The 17,387-nt window shown below is 71.0% G+C and carries 15 protein-coding genes; 6 read left to right on the plus strand and 9 right to left on the minus strand.

The window, feature by feature from the left end; genetic code table 11:
* The first annotated feature begins 149 nt into the window (after positions 1-149).
* From ACWIF2_RS26960 to ACWIF2_RS26970, 3 genes are all read left to right on the plus strand, one after another.
* The gene (locus tag ACWIF2_RS26960; protein ID WP_454363263.1) at positions 150-1,517 is read left to right on the plus strand and encodes an L-serine ammonia-lyase; all 1,368 of its coding nucleotides are present in this window, start codon (positions 150-152) and stop codon (positions 1,515-1,517) included.
* A 114-nt stretch (positions 1,518-1,631) separates the two neighbouring features.
* Positions 1,632-3,044, plus strand: a complete 1,413-nt coding sequence (locus ACWIF2_RS26965; RefSeq protein WP_454363264.1) for an MFS transporter — start codon at positions 1,632-1,634, stop codon at positions 3,042-3,044.
* A gap of 129 nt (positions 3,045-3,173) precedes the next feature.
* Positions 3,174-3,731, plus strand: a complete 558-nt coding sequence (locus tag ACWIF2_RS26970) for a glycoside hydrolase family 25 protein (RefSeq protein ID WP_454363265.1) — start codon at positions 3,174-3,176, stop codon at positions 3,729-3,731.
* A gap of 1 nt (position 3,732) precedes the next feature.
* Here ACWIF2_RS26970 and ACWIF2_RS26975 read toward each other — a convergent pair whose 3' ends face one another.
* Positions 3,733-4,395, minus strand: coding sequence for an NADPH-dependent F420 reductase (locus ACWIF2_RS26975; RefSeq protein WP_454363266.1), 663 nt, complete (start codon positions 4,393-4,395; stop codon positions 3,733-3,735).
* An 88-nt stretch (positions 4,396-4,483) separates the two neighbouring features.
* Positions 4,484-5,176, minus strand: a complete 693-nt coding sequence (locus tag ACWIF2_RS26980) for a FadR/GntR family transcriptional regulator (protein WP_454363290.1) — start codon at positions 5,174-5,176, stop codon at positions 4,484-4,486.
* A 208-nt stretch (positions 5,177-5,384) separates the two neighbouring features.
* Between ACWIF2_RS26980 and ACWIF2_RS26985 the strand changes: the two genes are divergently transcribed.
* Positions 5,385-7,094 (plus strand): 2-isopropylmalate synthase, encoded by a 1,710-nt coding sequence (locus tag ACWIF2_RS26985; RefSeq protein ID WP_454363267.1) that lies wholly within the window; start codon positions 5,385-5,387, stop codon positions 7,092-7,094.
* Positions 7,091-7,882, plus strand: coding sequence for an ABC transporter ATP-binding protein (locus ACWIF2_RS26990; protein WP_454363268.1), 792 nt, complete (start codon positions 7,091-7,093; stop codon positions 7,880-7,882). Before ACWIF2_RS26985 ends, ACWIF2_RS26990 begins: the two co-directional genes overlap by 4 nt.
* Positions 7,883-7,988: 106 nt before the next feature.
* Here ACWIF2_RS26990 and ACWIF2_RS26995 read toward each other — a convergent pair whose 3' ends face one another.
* The 7 genes from ACWIF2_RS26995 to ACWIF2_RS27025 form a co-directional block, all read right to left on the minus strand.
* The gene (locus tag ACWIF2_RS26995; RefSeq protein ID WP_020271014.1) at positions 7,989-8,201 is read right to left on the minus strand and encodes an EF-hand domain-containing protein; all 213 of its coding nucleotides are present in this window, start codon (positions 8,199-8,201) and stop codon (positions 7,989-7,991) included.
* Between the two features lie 56 nt (positions 8,202-8,257).
* Positions 8,258-9,172, minus strand: a complete 915-nt coding sequence (locus tag ACWIF2_RS27000) for a helix-turn-helix domain-containing protein (RefSeq protein ID WP_454363269.1) — start codon at positions 9,170-9,172, stop codon at positions 8,258-8,260.
* Between the two features lie 57 nt (positions 9,173-9,229).
* Positions 9,230-10,408 carry a YncE family protein gene (locus ACWIF2_RS27005; protein ID WP_454363270.1) on the minus strand — a complete coding sequence of 393 codons (1,179 nt, stop codon included), beginning with the start codon at positions 10,406-10,408 and terminating at the stop codon, positions 9,230-9,232.
* 111 nt (positions 10,409-10,519) lie between these two features.
* Entirely contained in the window at positions 10,520-11,023 is a 504-nt protein-coding gene (locus ACWIF2_RS27010; protein ID WP_454363271.1) for an ATP-binding protein, read from the minus strand.
* A 287-nt stretch (positions 11,024-11,310) separates the two neighbouring features.
* Positions 11,311-12,078, minus strand: coding sequence for an enoyl-CoA hydratase/isomerase family protein (locus ACWIF2_RS27015; RefSeq protein WP_454363272.1), 768 nt, complete (start codon positions 12,076-12,078; stop codon positions 11,311-11,313).
* Between the two features lie 100 nt (positions 12,079-12,178).
* Positions 12,179-13,411: a L,D-transpeptidase gene (locus ACWIF2_RS27020; RefSeq protein WP_454363273.1), complete on the minus strand. Its 1,233-nt coding sequence runs from the start codon at positions 13,409-13,411 to the stop codon at positions 12,179-12,181.
* Positions 13,412-13,565: 154 nt separating this feature from the next.
* The gene (locus ACWIF2_RS27025) at positions 13,566-14,810 is read right to left on the minus strand and encodes an Ig-like domain-containing protein (protein ID WP_454363274.1); all 1,245 of its coding nucleotides are present in this window, start codon (positions 14,808-14,810) and stop codon (positions 13,566-13,568) included.
* Positions 14,811-14,998: 188 nt separating this feature from the next.
* Between ACWIF2_RS27025 and glgX the strand changes: the two genes are divergently transcribed.
* The gene (gene glgX / locus ACWIF2_RS27030; RefSeq protein ID WP_454363275.1) at positions 14,999-17,251 is read left to right on the plus strand and encodes a glycogen debranching protein GlgX; all 2,253 of its coding nucleotides are present in this window, start codon (positions 14,999-15,001) and stop codon (positions 17,249-17,251) included.
* Positions 17,252-17,387: the final 136 nt, after the last annotated feature.

Genomic DNA, 17,387 nt, shown 5'->3' on the forward strand with positions numbered 1-17,387 from the left:
CAACAACACTTATATTTGGGCCGGCTGCGTTTTTTTTTTATAACACACCGCCTCCACACGAACCGAACAACCTGTCCGCGGCCCCCCCCCCCCCCCCCGCGGTCGCGGCCCCCGGCCCCACCGCACCACCCCCGTAGTCAGGAGTTCCCGTGGCCATCTCGGTCTTCGACCTGTTCTCGATCGGCATCGGCCCGTCCAGCTCCCACACGGTCGGCCCGATGCGCGCGGCCGGCCTGTTCGCCCGGCGGCTGCGCAACGAAGGGCTGCTGGAGTCGGTCGGCTCGGTCCGTGCCGAGCTGTACGGCTCGCTCGGCGCCACCGGCCACGGCCACGGCACGCCCAAGGCGGTCCTGCTCGGCCTGGAGGGCGACTCGCCGCGCACGGTCGACGTGGAGAAGGCCGACGACCGGGTGGAGGCGATCAAGACCGACGGCCGGCTCAATCTGCTGGGCGAGCACGAGATCGCGTTCTCCTTCGACGACGACATGGTCCTGCACCGCCGCAAGGCCCTCCCCTACCACGCGAACGGCATGACCCTGTGGGCGTACGACGCCTCGGGCGCGGAGCTGCTGACGAAGACCTACTACTCGGTCGGCGGCGGCTTCGTCGTCGACGAGGAAGCCGTCGGCGCGGACCGCATCAAACTCGACGACACCGCCCTGAAGTACCCCTTCCGCACGGGCGACGAGCTGCTGCGCATGGCCCAGGAGTCGGGCCTGTCCATCTCGGCGATGATGCTGGAGAACGAACGTGCCTGGCGCACCGAGGAGGAGATCCGCGAGGGCCTGCTGGAGATCTGGCAGGTGATGCGGGACTGCGTGGCACGCGGCCTGTCCCAGGAGGGCATCCTGCCCGGCGGCCTCAAGGTGCGCCGCCGCGCCGCGAACACCGCGCGCAAGCTCCGCTCCGAGGGCGACCCGAAGGCCCTCGCCATGGAGTGGATCACCCTCTACGCGATGGCGGTCAACGAGGAGAACGCGGCCGGCGGCCGGGTCGTCACCGCCCCCACCAACGGCGCGGCCGGCATCATCCCCGCGGTCCTGCACTACTACGTCAACTTCGTCCCTGGCGCCGACGAGGAGGGCGTGGTCCGCTTCCTGCTCGCCGCGGGCGCGATCGGCATGCTGTTCAAGGAGAACGCCTCCATCTCCGGTGCCGAGGTCGGCTGCCAGGGCGAGGTCGGCTCCGCCTGCTCGATGGCCGCGGGCGCCCTGGCCGAGGTCCTCGGCGGCTCCCCCGAACAGGTCGAGAACGCCGCCGAGATCGGCATGGAACACAACCTCGGCCTCACCTGCGACCCGGTCGGCGGCCTGGTCCAGATCCCGTGCATCGAACGCAACGGCATGGCCGCGGTCAAGGCCGTCACCGCCGCCCGCATGGCCATGCGCGGCGACGGCTCCCACAAGGTGTCCCTGGACAAGGTCATCAAGACCATGAAGGACACCGGCGCGGACATGTCGGTGAAGTACAAGGAGACGGCCCGGGGCGGGCTGGCGGTGAACATCATCGAGTGCTGAGCCGGGGCACCGGGTCACCGGGGGCGTCGTCTTGCGATGCGAGATGGCAATACCGAAAAACAAGATGGCTGACATCGTTGCAGTGACCATGTTTCACGCGTGAAGGACCGAGCGATGCCCGCCCCAGCCACTGGTTCAGCCCCGACGCCCGCCAACCCGCGGTCCCGCGTCCTCGTCGCGAGCCTCATGGGCACGACGATCGAGTTCTACGACTTCTACATCTACGCGACCGCCGCGGTACTCGTCTTCCCCCAGCTCTTCTTCCCCAGCAGCGACCCGACCACCGCGCTGCTGTCGTCCTTCGCGGTCTTCGGCGCCGCGATGGTCGCCCGCCCGATCGGCGCCGTCGTCTTCGGGCACCTCGGTGACCGGCTCGGCCGCAAGAAGACACTCGTCGTCTCGCTCCTGACCATGGGCATCGCCACGTTCCTCATCGGCGTGCTGCCCACCTACGCCCAAGCCGGCTGGGTGGCCACCGCCCTGCTCGTGCTGATGCGGCTCGCGCAGGGCTTCGCGCTCGGCGGCGAGTGGAGCGGCGCCGCCCTGGTCGCGACCGAGAACGCCCCCAGCGGCAAGCGCGCCCTGTACGGCACCTTCCCGCAGCTGGGCGCCCCGCTCGGCTTCATCATCGGCAACGGCCTGTTCCTGGTCATCGGCGCCCTGCTGCCGTCCGCGGCCGGCGCCGACCCCTCGCAGCCCTCGGACGCCTTCGTCAGCTGGGGCTGGCGCGTCCCCTTCCTCTTCTCCGCCGTGATGGTCGCGATCGGCCTGTGGGTGCGCTCCCGGCTCGTCGAGTCGGCGGTCTTCGCCAAGACCCGCGAGACCGGCGGGGTGCGGCGGCTGCCGCTCGCCACCGTGGTGCGCAGCCACGGGAAGCAGTTGGTCCTGGGCACCTTCATCATGCTGGCGACCTATGTGCTCTTCTACCTGATGACCACGTTCTCGCTCAGCTACGGACGTGCGGCGAAGGACGCCGCCGTGCCCGGACTCGGCTACGACTACACCACGTTCGTGCTCATGATGATCTTCGGCGTGCTGTTCTTCGCCGCGTTCACCCTGATCTCAGGGCCGCTCGCGGACCGGTACGGGCGGCGCGCCACCCTGATCTGGATCACCGCCGCGATCGTGGTCTTCGGACTGGTCTGGGTGCCGCTGATCGAGCTGGGCACCCTCGGCGTGGTGCTGTGGCTCGTGCTCGGCTTCACCCTGATGGGCATGACGTTCGGCCCGATGGGCGCGCTGCTGCCGGAGCTCTTCCCGACCAGCGTGCGCTACACCGGCTCGGGCATCGCGTACAACGTCAGCTCGATCCTCGGGGCGGCGGTCGCCCCGTTCATCGCCGTGGCGCTGTGGGAGACCGGGGACGGCTCGCCGTGGCTGGTCGGCGTCTACCTCTCGGCGATGGCGGTGCTGACGCTGATCGCGCTTCTGCTCGGCAAGGAGACCAAGCACGTCTCCCTGGACGACCGTGAAGCCGCCTCCGCCGACGACGCGCCCCGCGCCGAGGCCGCCTCCCCCACCGCCTGAAGCCGACCGGCGTTCACCACCGCCGGGCCGCGAGCCTCCTCGCGCCCGGCGTACGGCCGCCCTCGCGGGGCATAACAACAACCCCCGGCCCAAGGGAACTTCAGCCCCACCCGCACCAGAGGGAGCCCCATGCTGCGCGGCATCGACGTGAGCGCCTACCAGTCCTCCTCCTACGCCACCGACGGCCTCTCCTTCGTCTTCGTCAAGGCGACCGAGGGGCGGTCCTACGTCAACCCCAAACTGGCCGCCCAGACGAAGCGCGCGCGTGACGCCGGGCTGGTCGTCGGCTTCTACCACTTCCTGTGGCCCGGCAACCTCAGCGCTCAGGCCGAGTACTTCGTGGGCAAGGCCCCGGAGCGGGCGGGCGACATCCTCGCCGTCGACTGGGAGACGACCAGCAACGGAACGCACGCGAGCAACGCGGAGAAGGACCTGTTCATCCGGAAGCTGAAGGACCTCCGGCCGAACAACCAGGTGGTGCTCTACTGCAACCGGAACTTCTGGCTCACGGTGGACAAGACCTCCTACGCGGGCGACGGCCTGTGGATCGCCGACTACGTCAGCGCCGGAAAGCCCCGCATCAAGGCGAAGTGGCGCTTCCACCAGTACACCGACAACCCGCTGGACAAGAACGTGGCCGACTTCGAGAGCAAGGCCGCGCTGCGGAGATGGGCCGAGGACGCCTGACCTATCCGCTGAACTCGGGGGTGCGCTCCGGTGATGCCTCCGCCAGGGCCTTCGTGACGGCCTCGACTCCGGCGCGGAGGCCGTAGACCGGGGTGGCGGGCTGCTGGCGCCAGGAGTCGTCGATGCCGCCGGCGTCCACCGTGTCGAAGCCGAGGGCGTCGATGAGGTCCCGTACCTTGCGCTTGGCCGGCTCGTCGTCGCCGGCCACCGGGAGGGCCATGCGGTCGGGGTCTCCGGCCGGGAGCGGGCGTTCCAGGATGTCCTGGGCGTAGGTGCCGTTGAAGGCCTTGACGACCGCGTGGCCGATGTGGCGTTCCGTCCAGCGGCTCTCGGTGAGGCCGTCGTCCTCTATCGCGGCGATCCTGCCGTCCCGCTCCCGGGGGTAGTAGTTGCCGGTGTCGATGACAGCGACGCCGTCCGCCGCCTTGTCGAGGAGGCCGGACGGCAGGTCCGGGACCGCCTTCAGCGGGATGGTGACCACGACGATCTCGGCGCCCCGCGGCGCCTCCTCGACCGTCACGGGCGTCGCGCCGGTCTCCTCCGCGAGGGCCGTGAGGGTGTGCGGGCCCCGGGAGTTGGCGACGTACACGTCGTGGCCGAGGGCGGTGAGCCGCCGGGTCAGGTTGCCGCCGATGTTGCCCGCTCCGATGATGCCGATCTTCATTGTCTGGCCTCGCCCTTCCGGGGATCGATAGCGCCTGGGCCTCCTCGCGGAGCCTTCGTGATCGGGGTCAACCTCCGGGGCGGAGGGGCTATTCCGGCTTGTCGGAAAGTGCGAACGGGTCCTCCAGTTCCCCGCGCAGCACCTCCGCCGCCCCCTCCTCGTCCCCGTCCGCCACCGCCCGGACGAGTTCCTCGTGGGCCTCGTCGCCGGTGTTCGGGTCGTGGGCGCGCAGGCCGGTCAGGGTGAGGAGTTCGATGAGGCCCTCGCGCAGGACGGGGGTGAACTCGGTGAACAGGTCCGCGAGCACCGGGTTGCGGGCGGCGGCGATCACGGTGGCGTGGAAGGCGATGTCCGCGTCGACGAAGGCAGCGTCGGCGGCGGTGGCGGCGGTGCGGCGGCCCTCCAGTGCCGCCCGCAGCGCCGCGATGTCGTCGGGGGTGCGGCGGCGCGCGGCGAGCCGGGCCGCGTGGACCTCGACCGCCATACGGACCTCGTAGACGTCGGTCACGGCGGCCCGGCGCAGCCGGGTGGGCCAGTCCTCGACCGGCTCAGTCGCGAGGACGAAGACGCCGGCGCCCTGGCGCGGCCGCACCAGCCCGGCACCCGCCAGGGCGCGCAGCGCCTCGCGGACGGTCGAGCGGCCGACACCCAGTTCCTTCGCCAGGGTCGTCTCGCCGGGCAGCTTGGTGCCGACGGGCCAGTGGCCGCCGGTGATCTGCTCGCGCAGCCGGGCGGCGGCCTGCTCGACCAGGGGGCTGGGACGGACGGCGCCGAGCGGCATGTGCTTCACCAACTTGTCTGAGGAGTGGAGGGATTCTATCGGCATTTCACTTGTCTGAGGAGCTGAGGAGTGACTAGCGTACGGCGCATGACGTTCCGCGGTCTCCTTCTTCTCGGCTGCCGCGGCGGGGCCTGACGCGACCGGCACCCCGCCGCGGGGCGCCGTGCCGCCGGTCACCGTCCGACCGAGCCGAAGGCGACAGCCGACGATGACCACCACCCCTGCCCCGGTCTGGAACCCCCAGCGCCCGGGCCCCATGCCCTTCCATCGCTACCGCCCCTTCCAGGACCGTGTGCACGTCCCCGCCGCCGGCCGCGACTGGCCCACCGCCAGGATCGAGCGCGCTCCTCTCTGGGTCCCCGTCGACCTGCGCGACGGCAACCAGGCCCTCGCCGAGCCGATGGACACGTCCCGCAAGCGCCGCTTCTTCGACCTGCTGACCGGCATGGGCTTCAAGGAGATCGAGGTCGGCTACCCGTCGGCCAGCCGCACCGACTTCGACTTCGTACGGCATCTGGCGACCGGCGACGCCGTCCCGGACGACGTCACGCCCGTCGTGTTCACCCCGGCCCGCCGGGACCTGATCGACCGCACCTTCGAGGCGATCGAGGGCATGCCGAGGGCCGTCGTGCATCTGTACATCGCGACCTCGCCGGTGTGGCGGGACGTCGTCCTGGGGCGGGACCGGGCGGAGGTGTGGCGGACCGTGCGGGAGGCCGCCGAGCACATGGCCCGCCGGGCGGACCAGGCCCCGTATGTCCGCTTCCAGTTCTCGCCGGAGACCTTCAACCTGACCGAGCCCGACTTCGTCCTGGAACTGTGCGACGGGCTGACCGAACTGTGGGACGCGAGCCCGGACCGGCCGGTGACCCACAACCTCCCGGCGACCGTGGAGATCGCGACGCCGAACGTCTACGCCGACCAGATCGAGTACGCGCACCGACATCTGTCCCGGCGCGACAGCGTGATCCTCTCCGTGCACCCGCACAACGACCGCGGCACCGGCGTCGCCTGCGCCGAACTGGCCGTCCTGGCCGGTGCCCAGCGCGTCGAGGGCTGTCTGTTCGGCAACGGTGAGCGCACCGGCAACGTCGACCTGGTGACCCTCGCGCTGAACCTGTACGCCCAGGGCGTCGACCCGATGATCGACTTCCGTGACATCGACACGGTGAGGGAGACGGTCGAGCACTGCAACCGGCTGCCCGTGCACCCGCGCCATCCGTACGCCGGGGAGCTCGTCCACACCGCCTTCTCGGGCACCCACCAGGACGCGATCAGCAAGGGCCTGGCCCGGCACGCCGAGGGTGCGCGGGAGCTGGGCGTGCCGGAGCGGCAGGCGCCCTGGTCGGTGCCGTACCTGCCGGTCGACCCGGCCGACCTGGGCCGCTCCTACGAGGCGGTGATCCGTGTGAACTCGCAGTCGGGCAAGGGGGGCACGGCCTATCTGCTGCGCGCCCACCACGGCGTGGACCTCCCCGCGCGCATGCGGCCGGACTTCTCCCGGGCCGTGCAGGAGGTGACGGACGGCAGCGGCCGGGAGATGGCGGCGAAGGAACTGTACGAGCTGTTCCGTTCGACGTACGTCGTGGCGGACGGGGAGGTGGCGCTGGAGGCCTGGTCGGTGCACCCGGACGAGTCCGGCCGGCGCTTCGTGTGCACGCTGCGGACCGGTGAGCGCACCGGCGACTTCGAGGGCACGGGCGGCGGACCGGTCTCCGCGTTCGTCGACGCGCTGGCCGGAGCGGGAGTCGACGTGGAGGTGCTCGACTTCCATGAGCAGGCCGGTGAGGGCGGTGAGTACGCCTTCGCCGAGTGCCGGGTCGGCGGTACGACGTGCTGGGGCGCGGGCCAGGACTCCTCGGCCCTGGCCGCGTCCGTCCGGGCGGTGCTGTCCGCGGTGAACAGGGCGCTGCGGTGACGGCGGTCGTCCTGCGCGCCGAGGACGCCCATGTCGTACGCGACGGCCGGCCGATCCTCCAGGAGGTGTTTCTCACGGTCCGGGCGGGCGAGCACTGGGCACTGCTCGGGGCCAACGGCGCGGGCAAGTCCACCCTGCTGGGCCTGCTCGGCGCGCGCGTCCATCCCACCCGGGGCACCGTGGAGGTGCTGGGCCACCGGCTGGGCCGGGTCGATCTGCGGGAGCTGCGCGCGTACGTCGGGCATGTCGACCCGCGGCATCCGCTCGGCTCGCCGCTGCGGGTACGGGACGTCGTCCTGACCGGTCTGACCAACTCCGTGGAGCCCCTGCCCCGGTGGCGTCCGACGCCGGAGCAGGAGGAGCGGGCGGAGCGGCTGATCCGGACGCTGGGGCTTGCGGAGCACCGTGAGGCGCGCTGGCCCACCCTCTCCCAGGGGCAGCGGAGCCGGACCCTGATCGCCCGGGCCCTCATGCCCGAGCCCCGGCTGCTGCTCCTGGACGAACCCGCCACCGGCCTCGACCTGCCTGGCCGGGAGCGACTGATCGGGGCGCTGGAGGAGCTGCGCCGGGATCATCCGAGGCTGTCGACGGTCCTGGTCACCCATCATCTGGAGGAGCTGCCGCCGCACACCACGCACGCCCTGCTGCTGCGCGAGGGCCGTCCGCTGGCCGACGGCCCGGTGGCCGAGGTGCTGACCGCCGACCGGCTCGGCAAGTGCTTCGACCTGCCGATGGTCCTGGAACGGCGGGACGGCCGCTGGAGCGTGCGCACGGCACGCCGGGCATGACAAGGGGCCCGGTCCGACCGGGATCGGACCGGGCCCCTTCGTCCAGGAGGCGGAACGCCTCCGGCAGCGGGCGGCTGCCTGCCCGGGCGACACCCCGTTCAGTCGGCTACTTGTTCAGGTAGGCCCAGAACTCGTCGAAGCTCAGCTTCTTGTCGCCGTCGAGGTCGCGGGTCTTGATGACGACCTCGGCGACCGACTCGGTGACGTTCCAGTCACCCGACCGGGCCAGGGCGGTCTTGAACTCGGCAGCGGTGATGAATCCGTCGCCGTCCGTATCGATCCGCTCGAACTGCTTGCGTGCTTCCTCGATGTCCGCCACCGGTCCGCCCCTACTCTCGTGCTCTCGTGTTCTGCGTCGTGCTGACGCAGGTCAGATTAACCGGCCGTGCGTGCCTCCAGCGCGGCGACCACCCAGGCGAACTCCTCGTCGTAGGTCGGCTGGGGGCCGAGGCCGTTGACGACGGCCTGGAGTTCGCGGTAGCGGGCGACCCGTACGTTGGAGGCTGCCGTGAGGCGTTCGAGCACGGCGGCCCGGTCGCTGTCGCCGAGCAGGTCCCTCAGGACATCGCCGGCCTCCGGTGCCTCGGGGGCCATGCCGCGCTGCCGCGCCTCGGCCGCGAGCTGTACGAGCCGGCTCATGAACCACAGGGACGAACCGGCCGGGACGTCCGGCCCCCGGTCGGCCGCGTTGAACTCGATCATCTGCCGCATCTGCGCGCGGAAGCCGGGGTCCTGGATCAGCTCGGCGAGCTCCACCCAGGCGTCGACCTGCTCGGGTGTGGGGTCCTCGGGCAGTTCGGCCGCCGCGAAGCGCAGCCTGCCGCGGATGTCCGGGTCGGCGGTGTCGATCCCCTCGAAGATCTCCGCCATGAAGTCCTCGACGATCCGACGTCGTTCGGCCGCCGAGAGCCGTGCCAGTCTGTTCATGAGTGTCATCTCCTCCGCGCTGGAACCCCGCCTCGCGACCGTCGACAGCACCGCACGGGTCACCTTGAGCGACCGGATCTGCGCGTCCAGCGCGACCACGTGCGCGGCGGCGACCCGCGCGACCGTGGTCTCGCCGGCCAGGACCCGGCGGACGTCCGTCAGGCCGAGGCCGAGTTCGCGCAGGGTGCGGATCAGCTCCAGGCGGGCCACGGAGGCGGTGTCGTACAGCCGGTAGCCGCCCGCGGACCGGGTCACCGGGGGCAGGGCGCCCTCGTCGGACCAGTAGCGGATGGTGCGCACGGTCAGTCCCGTGACCCGGGCCAGTGCCCCGATGGTGAGCAGTCCGGTGCCGTCGTCGGTCATGTCCGCGAGTCTGGGCCCTCCAGTGGGTGGAGACTCAACTCTCGCGCTCTCTCACCGTCACCGGAAGATGCCCGTGTGGCCGAGGGAGTAGCGGCCGGGCTGCGGGTAGACCGCGAGGCCGTGCGGGCCGCTGCCTACGGGGATGCGGGCGAGCTGGGCGCCGGTGCGGGTGTCGATGGCGTAGACCTCGGCGTCGTAGCGGCCGGAGAGCCACAGGACCTTGCCGTCGGCGGAGACGCCGCCCATGTCGGGGCTGCCGCCGTCGGGCAGGTCCCACTTCTTGGTGAGCTTGTTCCGGGTGAAGTCGAAGACGGAGACGGTGCCTTCGCCGCGGTTGGAGACGTACATCTCGCGGGAGTCGCGGCTGACGTAGAGGCCGTGGCAGCCCTTGCCGGTGGGCAGCAGGGTGGGCTGGGTGAACTTGTCGCCGTCCAGGACCCACATGCCGTGGGCCATCATGTCGGCGATGTAGAACCTCTTGCCGTCCGGCGAGACCTTCACGTCCTGCGGCATGGCGCCCTCGAACGGCAGCCTCTGCTGCCCCACGACCTTCATCTTCTCGGTGTCGACCTTGAGCAGCTCGCCGCTGAACTCGCAGGAGACGATGAAGTAGCGGCCGTCGAGGGAGAAGTCGGCGTGGTTGACGCCGTAGCAGGAGACCGGGACCGTCTTCTTCCGGTCCATGGTGTGCGGGTCGCGGAAGACCAGCTCGCGGTCGAGGGAGGCCATCACGACGGCGTACTTGCCGTTGGGCGTGAAGTAGAGGTTGTACGGGTCGTGGACCTCGACCTCCTTGCCGGCCTTGCCGGTCTTGGGGTCGATCGGGGTGAGGGTGTGGCCGCGGTTGTTGTTGACCCAGAGCGTCTTCAGATCCCAGGAGGGCACGACGTGCTGGGGCTGCCGGCCCACGGGGATCGTCTCGATGATCTTGTACGTCTTCGGGTCGATGACGGAGACGGTGTCGGACTCGGTGTTGGGGACGTAGACGCGGGACGGGAAGCCCTTGACCACGGGCGACAGCTTGTTGGGGCGGTCGGCCGCGTACACGTCCTTCGGGTCGAGGACGGGCGGCATGCCCGGCAGGCCCTGGACGGTCTTCTTCTCGGGCGGGGCGGGCACGGCGGCCTTGGTGGGGCGGGTCCCGGAGGTCCGCTCCTCGCCCTGGGTACCGCAGGCGGCGAGGACGGCGAGGGCGGCGCCCGCGACAAGGGCGCGCTTGACGAAGTGGCGGTGCATTGGACCATTTAAGGGGCGCTCCGTACGGAAACCGGTGATTCGCCCGATCGACGTCCAGGTGAGTCGTCGCAGGTCACACCCCCGGTCGAGCCCCTGCCCCGCCGGCGGCCGTCAGCGGTCGGCGACCCGCATCTCGAACCATGTCGTCTTGCCCCGGGGCAGCAGATCGACCCCCCAGCGGTCGGCCAGCTTGTCGACGAGGAAGAGGCCCCGGCCGCTGACGTCCAGCTCCTGGACCGGCATCAGACAGGGCAGTCCCCGGGAGGGGTCGCGGACCTCGACGCGGATCCAGCCGCGGCGCCGGTGCAGACGCAAACCGAAGATGCGGGCGCCGGTGTGGCGTACGGCGTTGCCGACCAGTTCGGAGACGAGCAGGACCGCCTCCTCGGTGATCTTGGGGGTGAGTCCCCAGTGGCGCAGGACCACGACCTGGGTGAGCCGTCTGGCGGTGGCCGCGGACTCGGGGCGGGACGGCAGTGGGACCTCTGCCTCCGTCGGGTTGCCGTACAACTCCAGCGCCTTCAGGGCGCGTTCGTCCTCGACGGTCGGCGACCAGCGCGCCGCGGCCGCATGTGCGTGTCCCCGCGGCTGTTCCATACCCTCCAGCCCCGCCATGCCCCCCATCATGGCCGTCCGGGGCGCCCGCCGGGGCCGTTCCCGGGGAATAGACCCCCCGGAACGGGCCCGGAACCGGCAGTCGGACGGCATATGCCGACGGCACTTCGGGGCCTTCCACGGCCCGCATGACCTGCGAATACGACCCGATTCGGGGCAAGCGACGAAGTTCCCCGGCCGCACACGCTTAAGGCTGCCTTAAGGCTGCCATAAACCGCTCCGTCGAGGGACCCGGATCAGACGCCGTGTCAATTGCAAGCCCCTGGAGGGGTGTTCAGAGGATGCGTTCAGAGGAACTTCGCCTTGCCCGGCCCCTCCTCCACGAAGCTGCGCATGCCGCGCTCACGGTCCTCGGTGGCGAACAGGCCCGCGAACCAGTTGCGTTCGATCGTCAGGCCCGTCTCGATGTCCGTCTCCAGGCCGGCGTCGACGGCCTCCTTGGCGGCGCGCAGCGCGAGCGCCGGGCCCTGGGCCAGCTTGGCGGCCCAGGCGTGCGCCTGCGTGTACACCTCGTCGGCGGGCACGACCCGGTCCACCAGGCCGATCTCCCGCGCCTCGTCGGCCTTCACCATCCGGCCGGTGAAGATCAGGTCCTTGGCCTTGGAGGGGCCGACCAGGCGGGCCAGGCGCTGGGTGCCGCCCGCGCCGGGGATGAGGCCGAGCAGGATCTCGGGCTGGCCGAGCTTGGCGTTCTCACCGGCGATGCGGTAGTCCGCGCACAGCGCGAGTTCGCAGCCGCCCCCGAGCGCGTAACCCGTCACGGCCGCGACGACCGGCTTGGGGATGCGGGCCACGGCCGTGAAGGAGTCCTGCAGGGCGCGGGCGCGCAGGACCATCGCGGCGTGGTCCATCGCCTGCATCTCCTTGATGTCCGCGCCGGCCGCGAACACCTTCTCGCCGCCGTAGACCACCACGGCCCGCACGTCGTCGCGGCGCGTGGCCTCCTCGGCGAGTTCCTTCAGCCGGTCCTGCGTGGCGATGTCCAGCGCGTTCATGGGCGGGCGGTCGAGACGCAGCGTGCCGACGCCTTCAGCGACTTCGAGAGAGACGGTCATGGGAGCAGGTTAACGGCGACTAACGGCAAGGGCCCCGGTGCGGTCCGTCACACCGGGGCCCTCGTCGTCGGATCGGCGTCGGCTCATCGTGAGCCGGGCGCTACTTCTTCCACTTCTCCCACGACATGTTCCAGCCGTTGAGCCCGTTGTCCGGGTCGACGATCCGGTCCTCGGAGTTCTTGACGACGACCACGTCGCCGATCATCGAGTGGTTGAAGAACCAGGCCGCCGGCACCTTCTTGTCCCAGCCGCCGCGCACGTCGCGCAGGCCGATGCAGCCGTGGCTGGCGTTGTACTCGCCCAAGGCGCCGCCCGCCCAGTAGTTGCCGTGCAGGAAGGTGCCGGAGGTGGTGAGGCGGACGGCGTGCGGGACGTCCTTGATGTCGTACTCGCCGCCGTAGCCGACGGTCTCGCCGTTCATCCGGGTCACGGGGAGCATCTCGCTGACGACCATTTGGCCGTTCCAGGTCTCCATGCCGGGCTTGCCGGTGGTGACCGGGATGGTCTTGATGACCTTGCCGTCGCGCATGACCTTCATCGTGAGCTTCTTGGCGTCCACGACGGAGACCTGGTTGCGGCCGATGGTGAAGTCGACCGTCTTGTCCTGCTCGCCGTAGACGCCGGAGCGCCCCTCGACGCCGTCGAGGTTCAGGTCGACGGTCACCTTGGTGCCGGGCTTCCAGTACTTCTCGGGGCGGAAGTCGAGACGGTCGTTGCCGAACCAGTGGCCCTCGACGTCCACGGCCGGCTCCGTCTTGACGCGGATGGCCTTCTCGACGTCCTCCGGGTTGGTGATGCCCCGGTCGAAGCGAATGGAGAACGGCATCCCCACGCCGACCTTCGAGCCGTCCTCGGGGGTGAAGGTGCCGGTGAAGGTGTTCTCCGGCGTCAGCGTCGTGAAGCCGGCGTCCTCGGCGGCCGTGCGGCCCTCGGAGTCCTTGGCGACCGCGTGGACCGTGTACTTGGTGGCGGCGGCCAGATGGATGGACGGCGTCCAGGTGGCGCCGTCGCCGGATATCTCGCCGTCGACCTTCTTGCCCTTGGCGTCCTTGACCTCGACCTCGGTCAGCTTGCCCTTGGCGGCGGTGACCTTCAGCTTCCCGCTGGTGTCGACGGACTTGGCACCGTCCTTGGGGGTGATGCTCACCACGGCCTCGGACTGCTTGCTCTGCGCGGTGCCCGAGCCCTTGCCGGTGCCGTCGCCCCCGCCGGCACCGGCTCCGCTCTCCCCGCCGCCACACGCCGTGACGGCGAGGAGCAGCGAGCCGAGTATCAGCGCGAGCAGTCCGTGCCTGCCCCCAACCGACGCCCCCGATATCGGTCGCCCGTTCAAGTCGTTCTCCCCTCCCCGGGCCTGGTCAGGCCCACAACCCCTGCGCGTCCCCCGCGCACCGGCGCATAGTAACCACAAGGCGAGGGGCACCGGCGGCCCGCGATTGTCACTGTTCCGTCCCAACGGAACGCCGGGTCGATCCCTCCCCTGTCGGTTACTTCACCGCACTGCCCGCTTTCCATGCGTTCCAGGTCATGTTCCAGCCTCCGAGGCCATTGTCGGGAGAGACCTCTTTGTCCTTGCTGTTGACGACCTCGACGACGTCCCCGACCAGGCTGCGGTCGAAGAACCAGCCGGCCGGGGTGTCCGAGCCGCCGCCCTTCACATCGCGCAGTCCGATACAGCCGTGACTGACGTTGCTCCGTCCGAAGACGGTGTGGTCCGCCCAGTAGTTGCCGTGCAGGAAGGTGCCGGAGTCGGTCAGGCGCATGGCGTGCGGGACGTCCGGGATGTCGTACTCGCCTTTGCCGTCGCGCTTCTTGAAGCCGACCGTCGCCCCGTTCATCCGGGTGACGTCGAGCATCTCGGTCACCACCATCTTCCCGTTGTACGTGGTCGTCTCGGGGGCGCCGGCCGTGACCGGCACGGTGGCGAGGGTCTCGCCGTCGCGCCGGACCTCCATGGTGTGCCGGGCGGCGTCCACCACGGAGACCTGGCCGCGGCCGACGGTGAAGGAGAACGTCTTGTGCTGCAGGCCGTAGACCCCGGGCGCGCCCTCGACGTCGCGCAGGCGCAGGTCGACGGTGACCTGGGTGCCGGGTTTCCAGTAGTCCTCGGGGCGGAAGTCGAGGCGGCTCCGGCCGAACCAGTGCGGGCGGATCTCGACGGCCGGGCGGGAGGTGACCCGCACCGCGCGTTCGACGACGGCGCGGTCGGCGATCTCCCGGTTGAACTCCAGGGAGACGATCATGCCGGTGCCGACCGTGGCGCGGTTCTCCGGGGCGACGTAGCCGATGAAGCGTTCCTCGGGGACGTACGTCGTGAAGGTGGTGTGCCGGGCCGAGCGGTGGCCGTCGCCGTCCACGGCCACCGCGTCGACCGTGTACTCGGCGGCGAGCGCCAGCCGCTTCTCCTCGGGCTCCCAGGTCAGGCCGTCGGCCGAGACCCGCCCGGGCACCGGGGACTCCTGCGCGTCCTGGGACCTGGTGACCTTCACCGATTCCAGCCTGCCGTCGGGGACGCGCACCCGCAGCGTCCTTCCGGGGCGCACGCCCCTGCTGCCGTCGTCGGGCGAGACCTTGATGACGTCCTCGGGCGCCGGGGGCGCGCCGAACGCCCCGGCGATCCCGCCCGCGTCGTCCGAGGTACAGCCCGTGGCCCCGGCCAGCAGCCCTGCCCATGTCACTACGGCGGCCAGCGCGGCCCTCGCGCGCCGCGCGCGCCCTTGTACGTGCCTCACGGGGTACCCAACGACCGGCCGCGTCCCCGGGAAACGACCATGCCCGCCCCCGGGGAAACGTGAGTGCGACCCATGCTCTGGGCAGAACAGTGGGGAGGACGACGCGCAGGGGAGCCGCGGCCCGGGCCGCAGTACAGGACCGCACCCCTCTGTCCCCCGTCGTTCCACGAGCCGCGGGAGGCTGACAGGTGTCCAGCGCAGCCGAGCAGGAGGCGGTGGCCGGCCATCAGGCCACCGGGAACGGGCGCCAGGCCGCCGCCGCGAACGGCGTACGGCGGCCCGCGCCGCCACCCGTGGTGCCCGCCTGGCCGGGCGCGGCGACACCGCTGGGCGCCCGGTTCCGGGTCGGCCCCGACGGGGTGGCGGGGACCAACTTCGCCTTGTGGGCGGGCGGGGCGGAGGGGGTCGAGCTGTGCCTCTGCGACGAGACGGGCAAGGAGTCGCGGGTCCGGCTCGGCGAGCTGACCCACGAGATCTGGCACGGCTTCGTCCCGGGCGTGCTGCCCGGACAGCGCTACGGCTACCGGGTGCACGGCCGCTGGGACCCGTGGACCGGCGCCCGCTGGAACCCGGCGAAGCTGCTGCTCGACCCCTACGCGCGCGCGGTGGACGGGGACTTCTCGCTGCCTCCCGAGGTGTACGGGCACGTCCGCGACTGGCCGCAGCAGCACGTCGCCGACACCGTGCGCGACGACCGGGACTCGGCGCCGTACGTCCCCAAGGGCGTCGTCGTCCACGATGACGACGACTGGGCCGACGACCGCCGCCCGAAGACCCCGTGGGCCGACTCGGTGATCTACGAGGTGCACGTCAAGGGCTTCACCCAACTGCACCCGGGCATCCCCGAGGAACTGCGCGGCACCTATGCCGGCCTCGCGCACCCGGCCGCGATCGAGCACCTGGTGAAGCTGGGTGTGACGGCGGTGGAGCTGCTGCCGGTGCACCAGTTCGCGCACGAGGACCATCTGCTGCGCAGAGGCCTCGGCAACTACTGGGGCTACAACTCCATCGGCTACTTCGCCCCGCACGCGGCCTACGCGGCCTCCGGGACGAGGGGCGAGCAGGTCGGCGAGTTCAAGCGCATGGTGCGCGCCCTGCACGCGGCGGGGATCGAGGTCATCCTCGACGTGGTCTACAACCACACGGCGGAGGCGGGCGAACTCGGCCCGACGCTGTCCCTGAAGGGCATCGACAACCGCGGCTACTACCGCCTCCAGGACGACCCCCGCCGCTACGCCGACTACACCGGCTGCGGCAACACCCTGCACGTGGTCCAGCCGCAGGTGCTGCGCCTGATCACGGACTCGCTGCGGTACTGGGTGACGGAGATGGGCGTCGACGGCTTCCGCTTCGACCTGGCGGCGGCGCTGGCCCGCTCGATGCACGACGTCGACATGCTCTCCCCGTTCCTGGCGGTCATCGCCCAGGACCCGGTGCTGCGGCGGGTGAAGCTGATCGCCGAGCCGTGGGACGTGGGGTCGGGCGGCTACCAGGTGGGCGCGTTCCCGCCCCTGTGGACGGAGTGGAACGACCGGTACCGCAACGCCGTACGGGACTTCTGGCGGCACGCGCTGCCCGATGTGCGGGAGATGGGCTACCGGCTGTCGGGCTCCAGCGATCTGTACGCCTGGGGCGGGCGCCGGCCCTACGCGTCCGTCAACTTCGTCACCGCGCACGACGGCTTCACCCTGCGCGACCTTGTGTCGTACGAGCGCAAGCACAACGAGGCCAACGGCGAGGGCAATCGCGACGGCACGAACGACAACCGGGCCTGGAACTGCGGAACCGAGGGCGAGACGGACGACGAGGGGATCAGGGCCCTGCGGCGCCGGCAGCTGCGGAACCTGCTGACCACGCTGCTGCTGTCCACCGGCGTGCCGATGCTGGTCGCGGGCGACGAGCTGGGCCGCACGCAGCGCGGCAACAACAACGCGTACTGCCAGGACAACGAGATCAGCTGGGTGGACTGGGGGCTGCTGGAGGACCCCGGGTGGCGCGCCCTGTTCGAGCTGACCTCCCGGCTGATCGAGCTGCGTCACCGGCACCCGGTGCTGAGGCGCCGGGCGTTCTTCTCGGGCCGGGCCCAGACCGCGGACGGGCTGCGCGACCTGGCCTGGTTCACGTCCCGGGGCACCGAGATGACGGAGCAGGACTGGTACGCGCCCGCCGCCACGCTGGGGATGTACCTGTCCGGCCGGGACATCCCGGGCCGGGACGAGCGCGGGGCGCAGATCCTCGACGACAGCTTCCTCGCCGTGCTGCACGCGGGCGAGGCACCGGTGCGTTTCGAACTGCCGGGGCCGCCCTGGGCGGAGCGGTACGAAGTCGTCGTCGACACGAGCCTGGAGGAGCAGCGGGAGGCACCGGGCGTGGAGCACCGGGCCGGGGCGGAGATCACGATGCCGGCGCGGGCGGTGCTGCTGCTGCGGGTGACGGGCTGAGGCATCGTTTCGCCTGGTGAGGCTGCCGCATTGTTGCGGGGTGTTGCGGCGCGTTGCGGGTCCGTGAACTCGGCGGGGATCTTCTTGACCCCGCCGTCGGACCGCTGGCAGCGTCCCTCCTGAGCCGTGCCTCCCC

Source organism: Streptomyces sp. NPDC055506 (assembly GCF_053643595.1).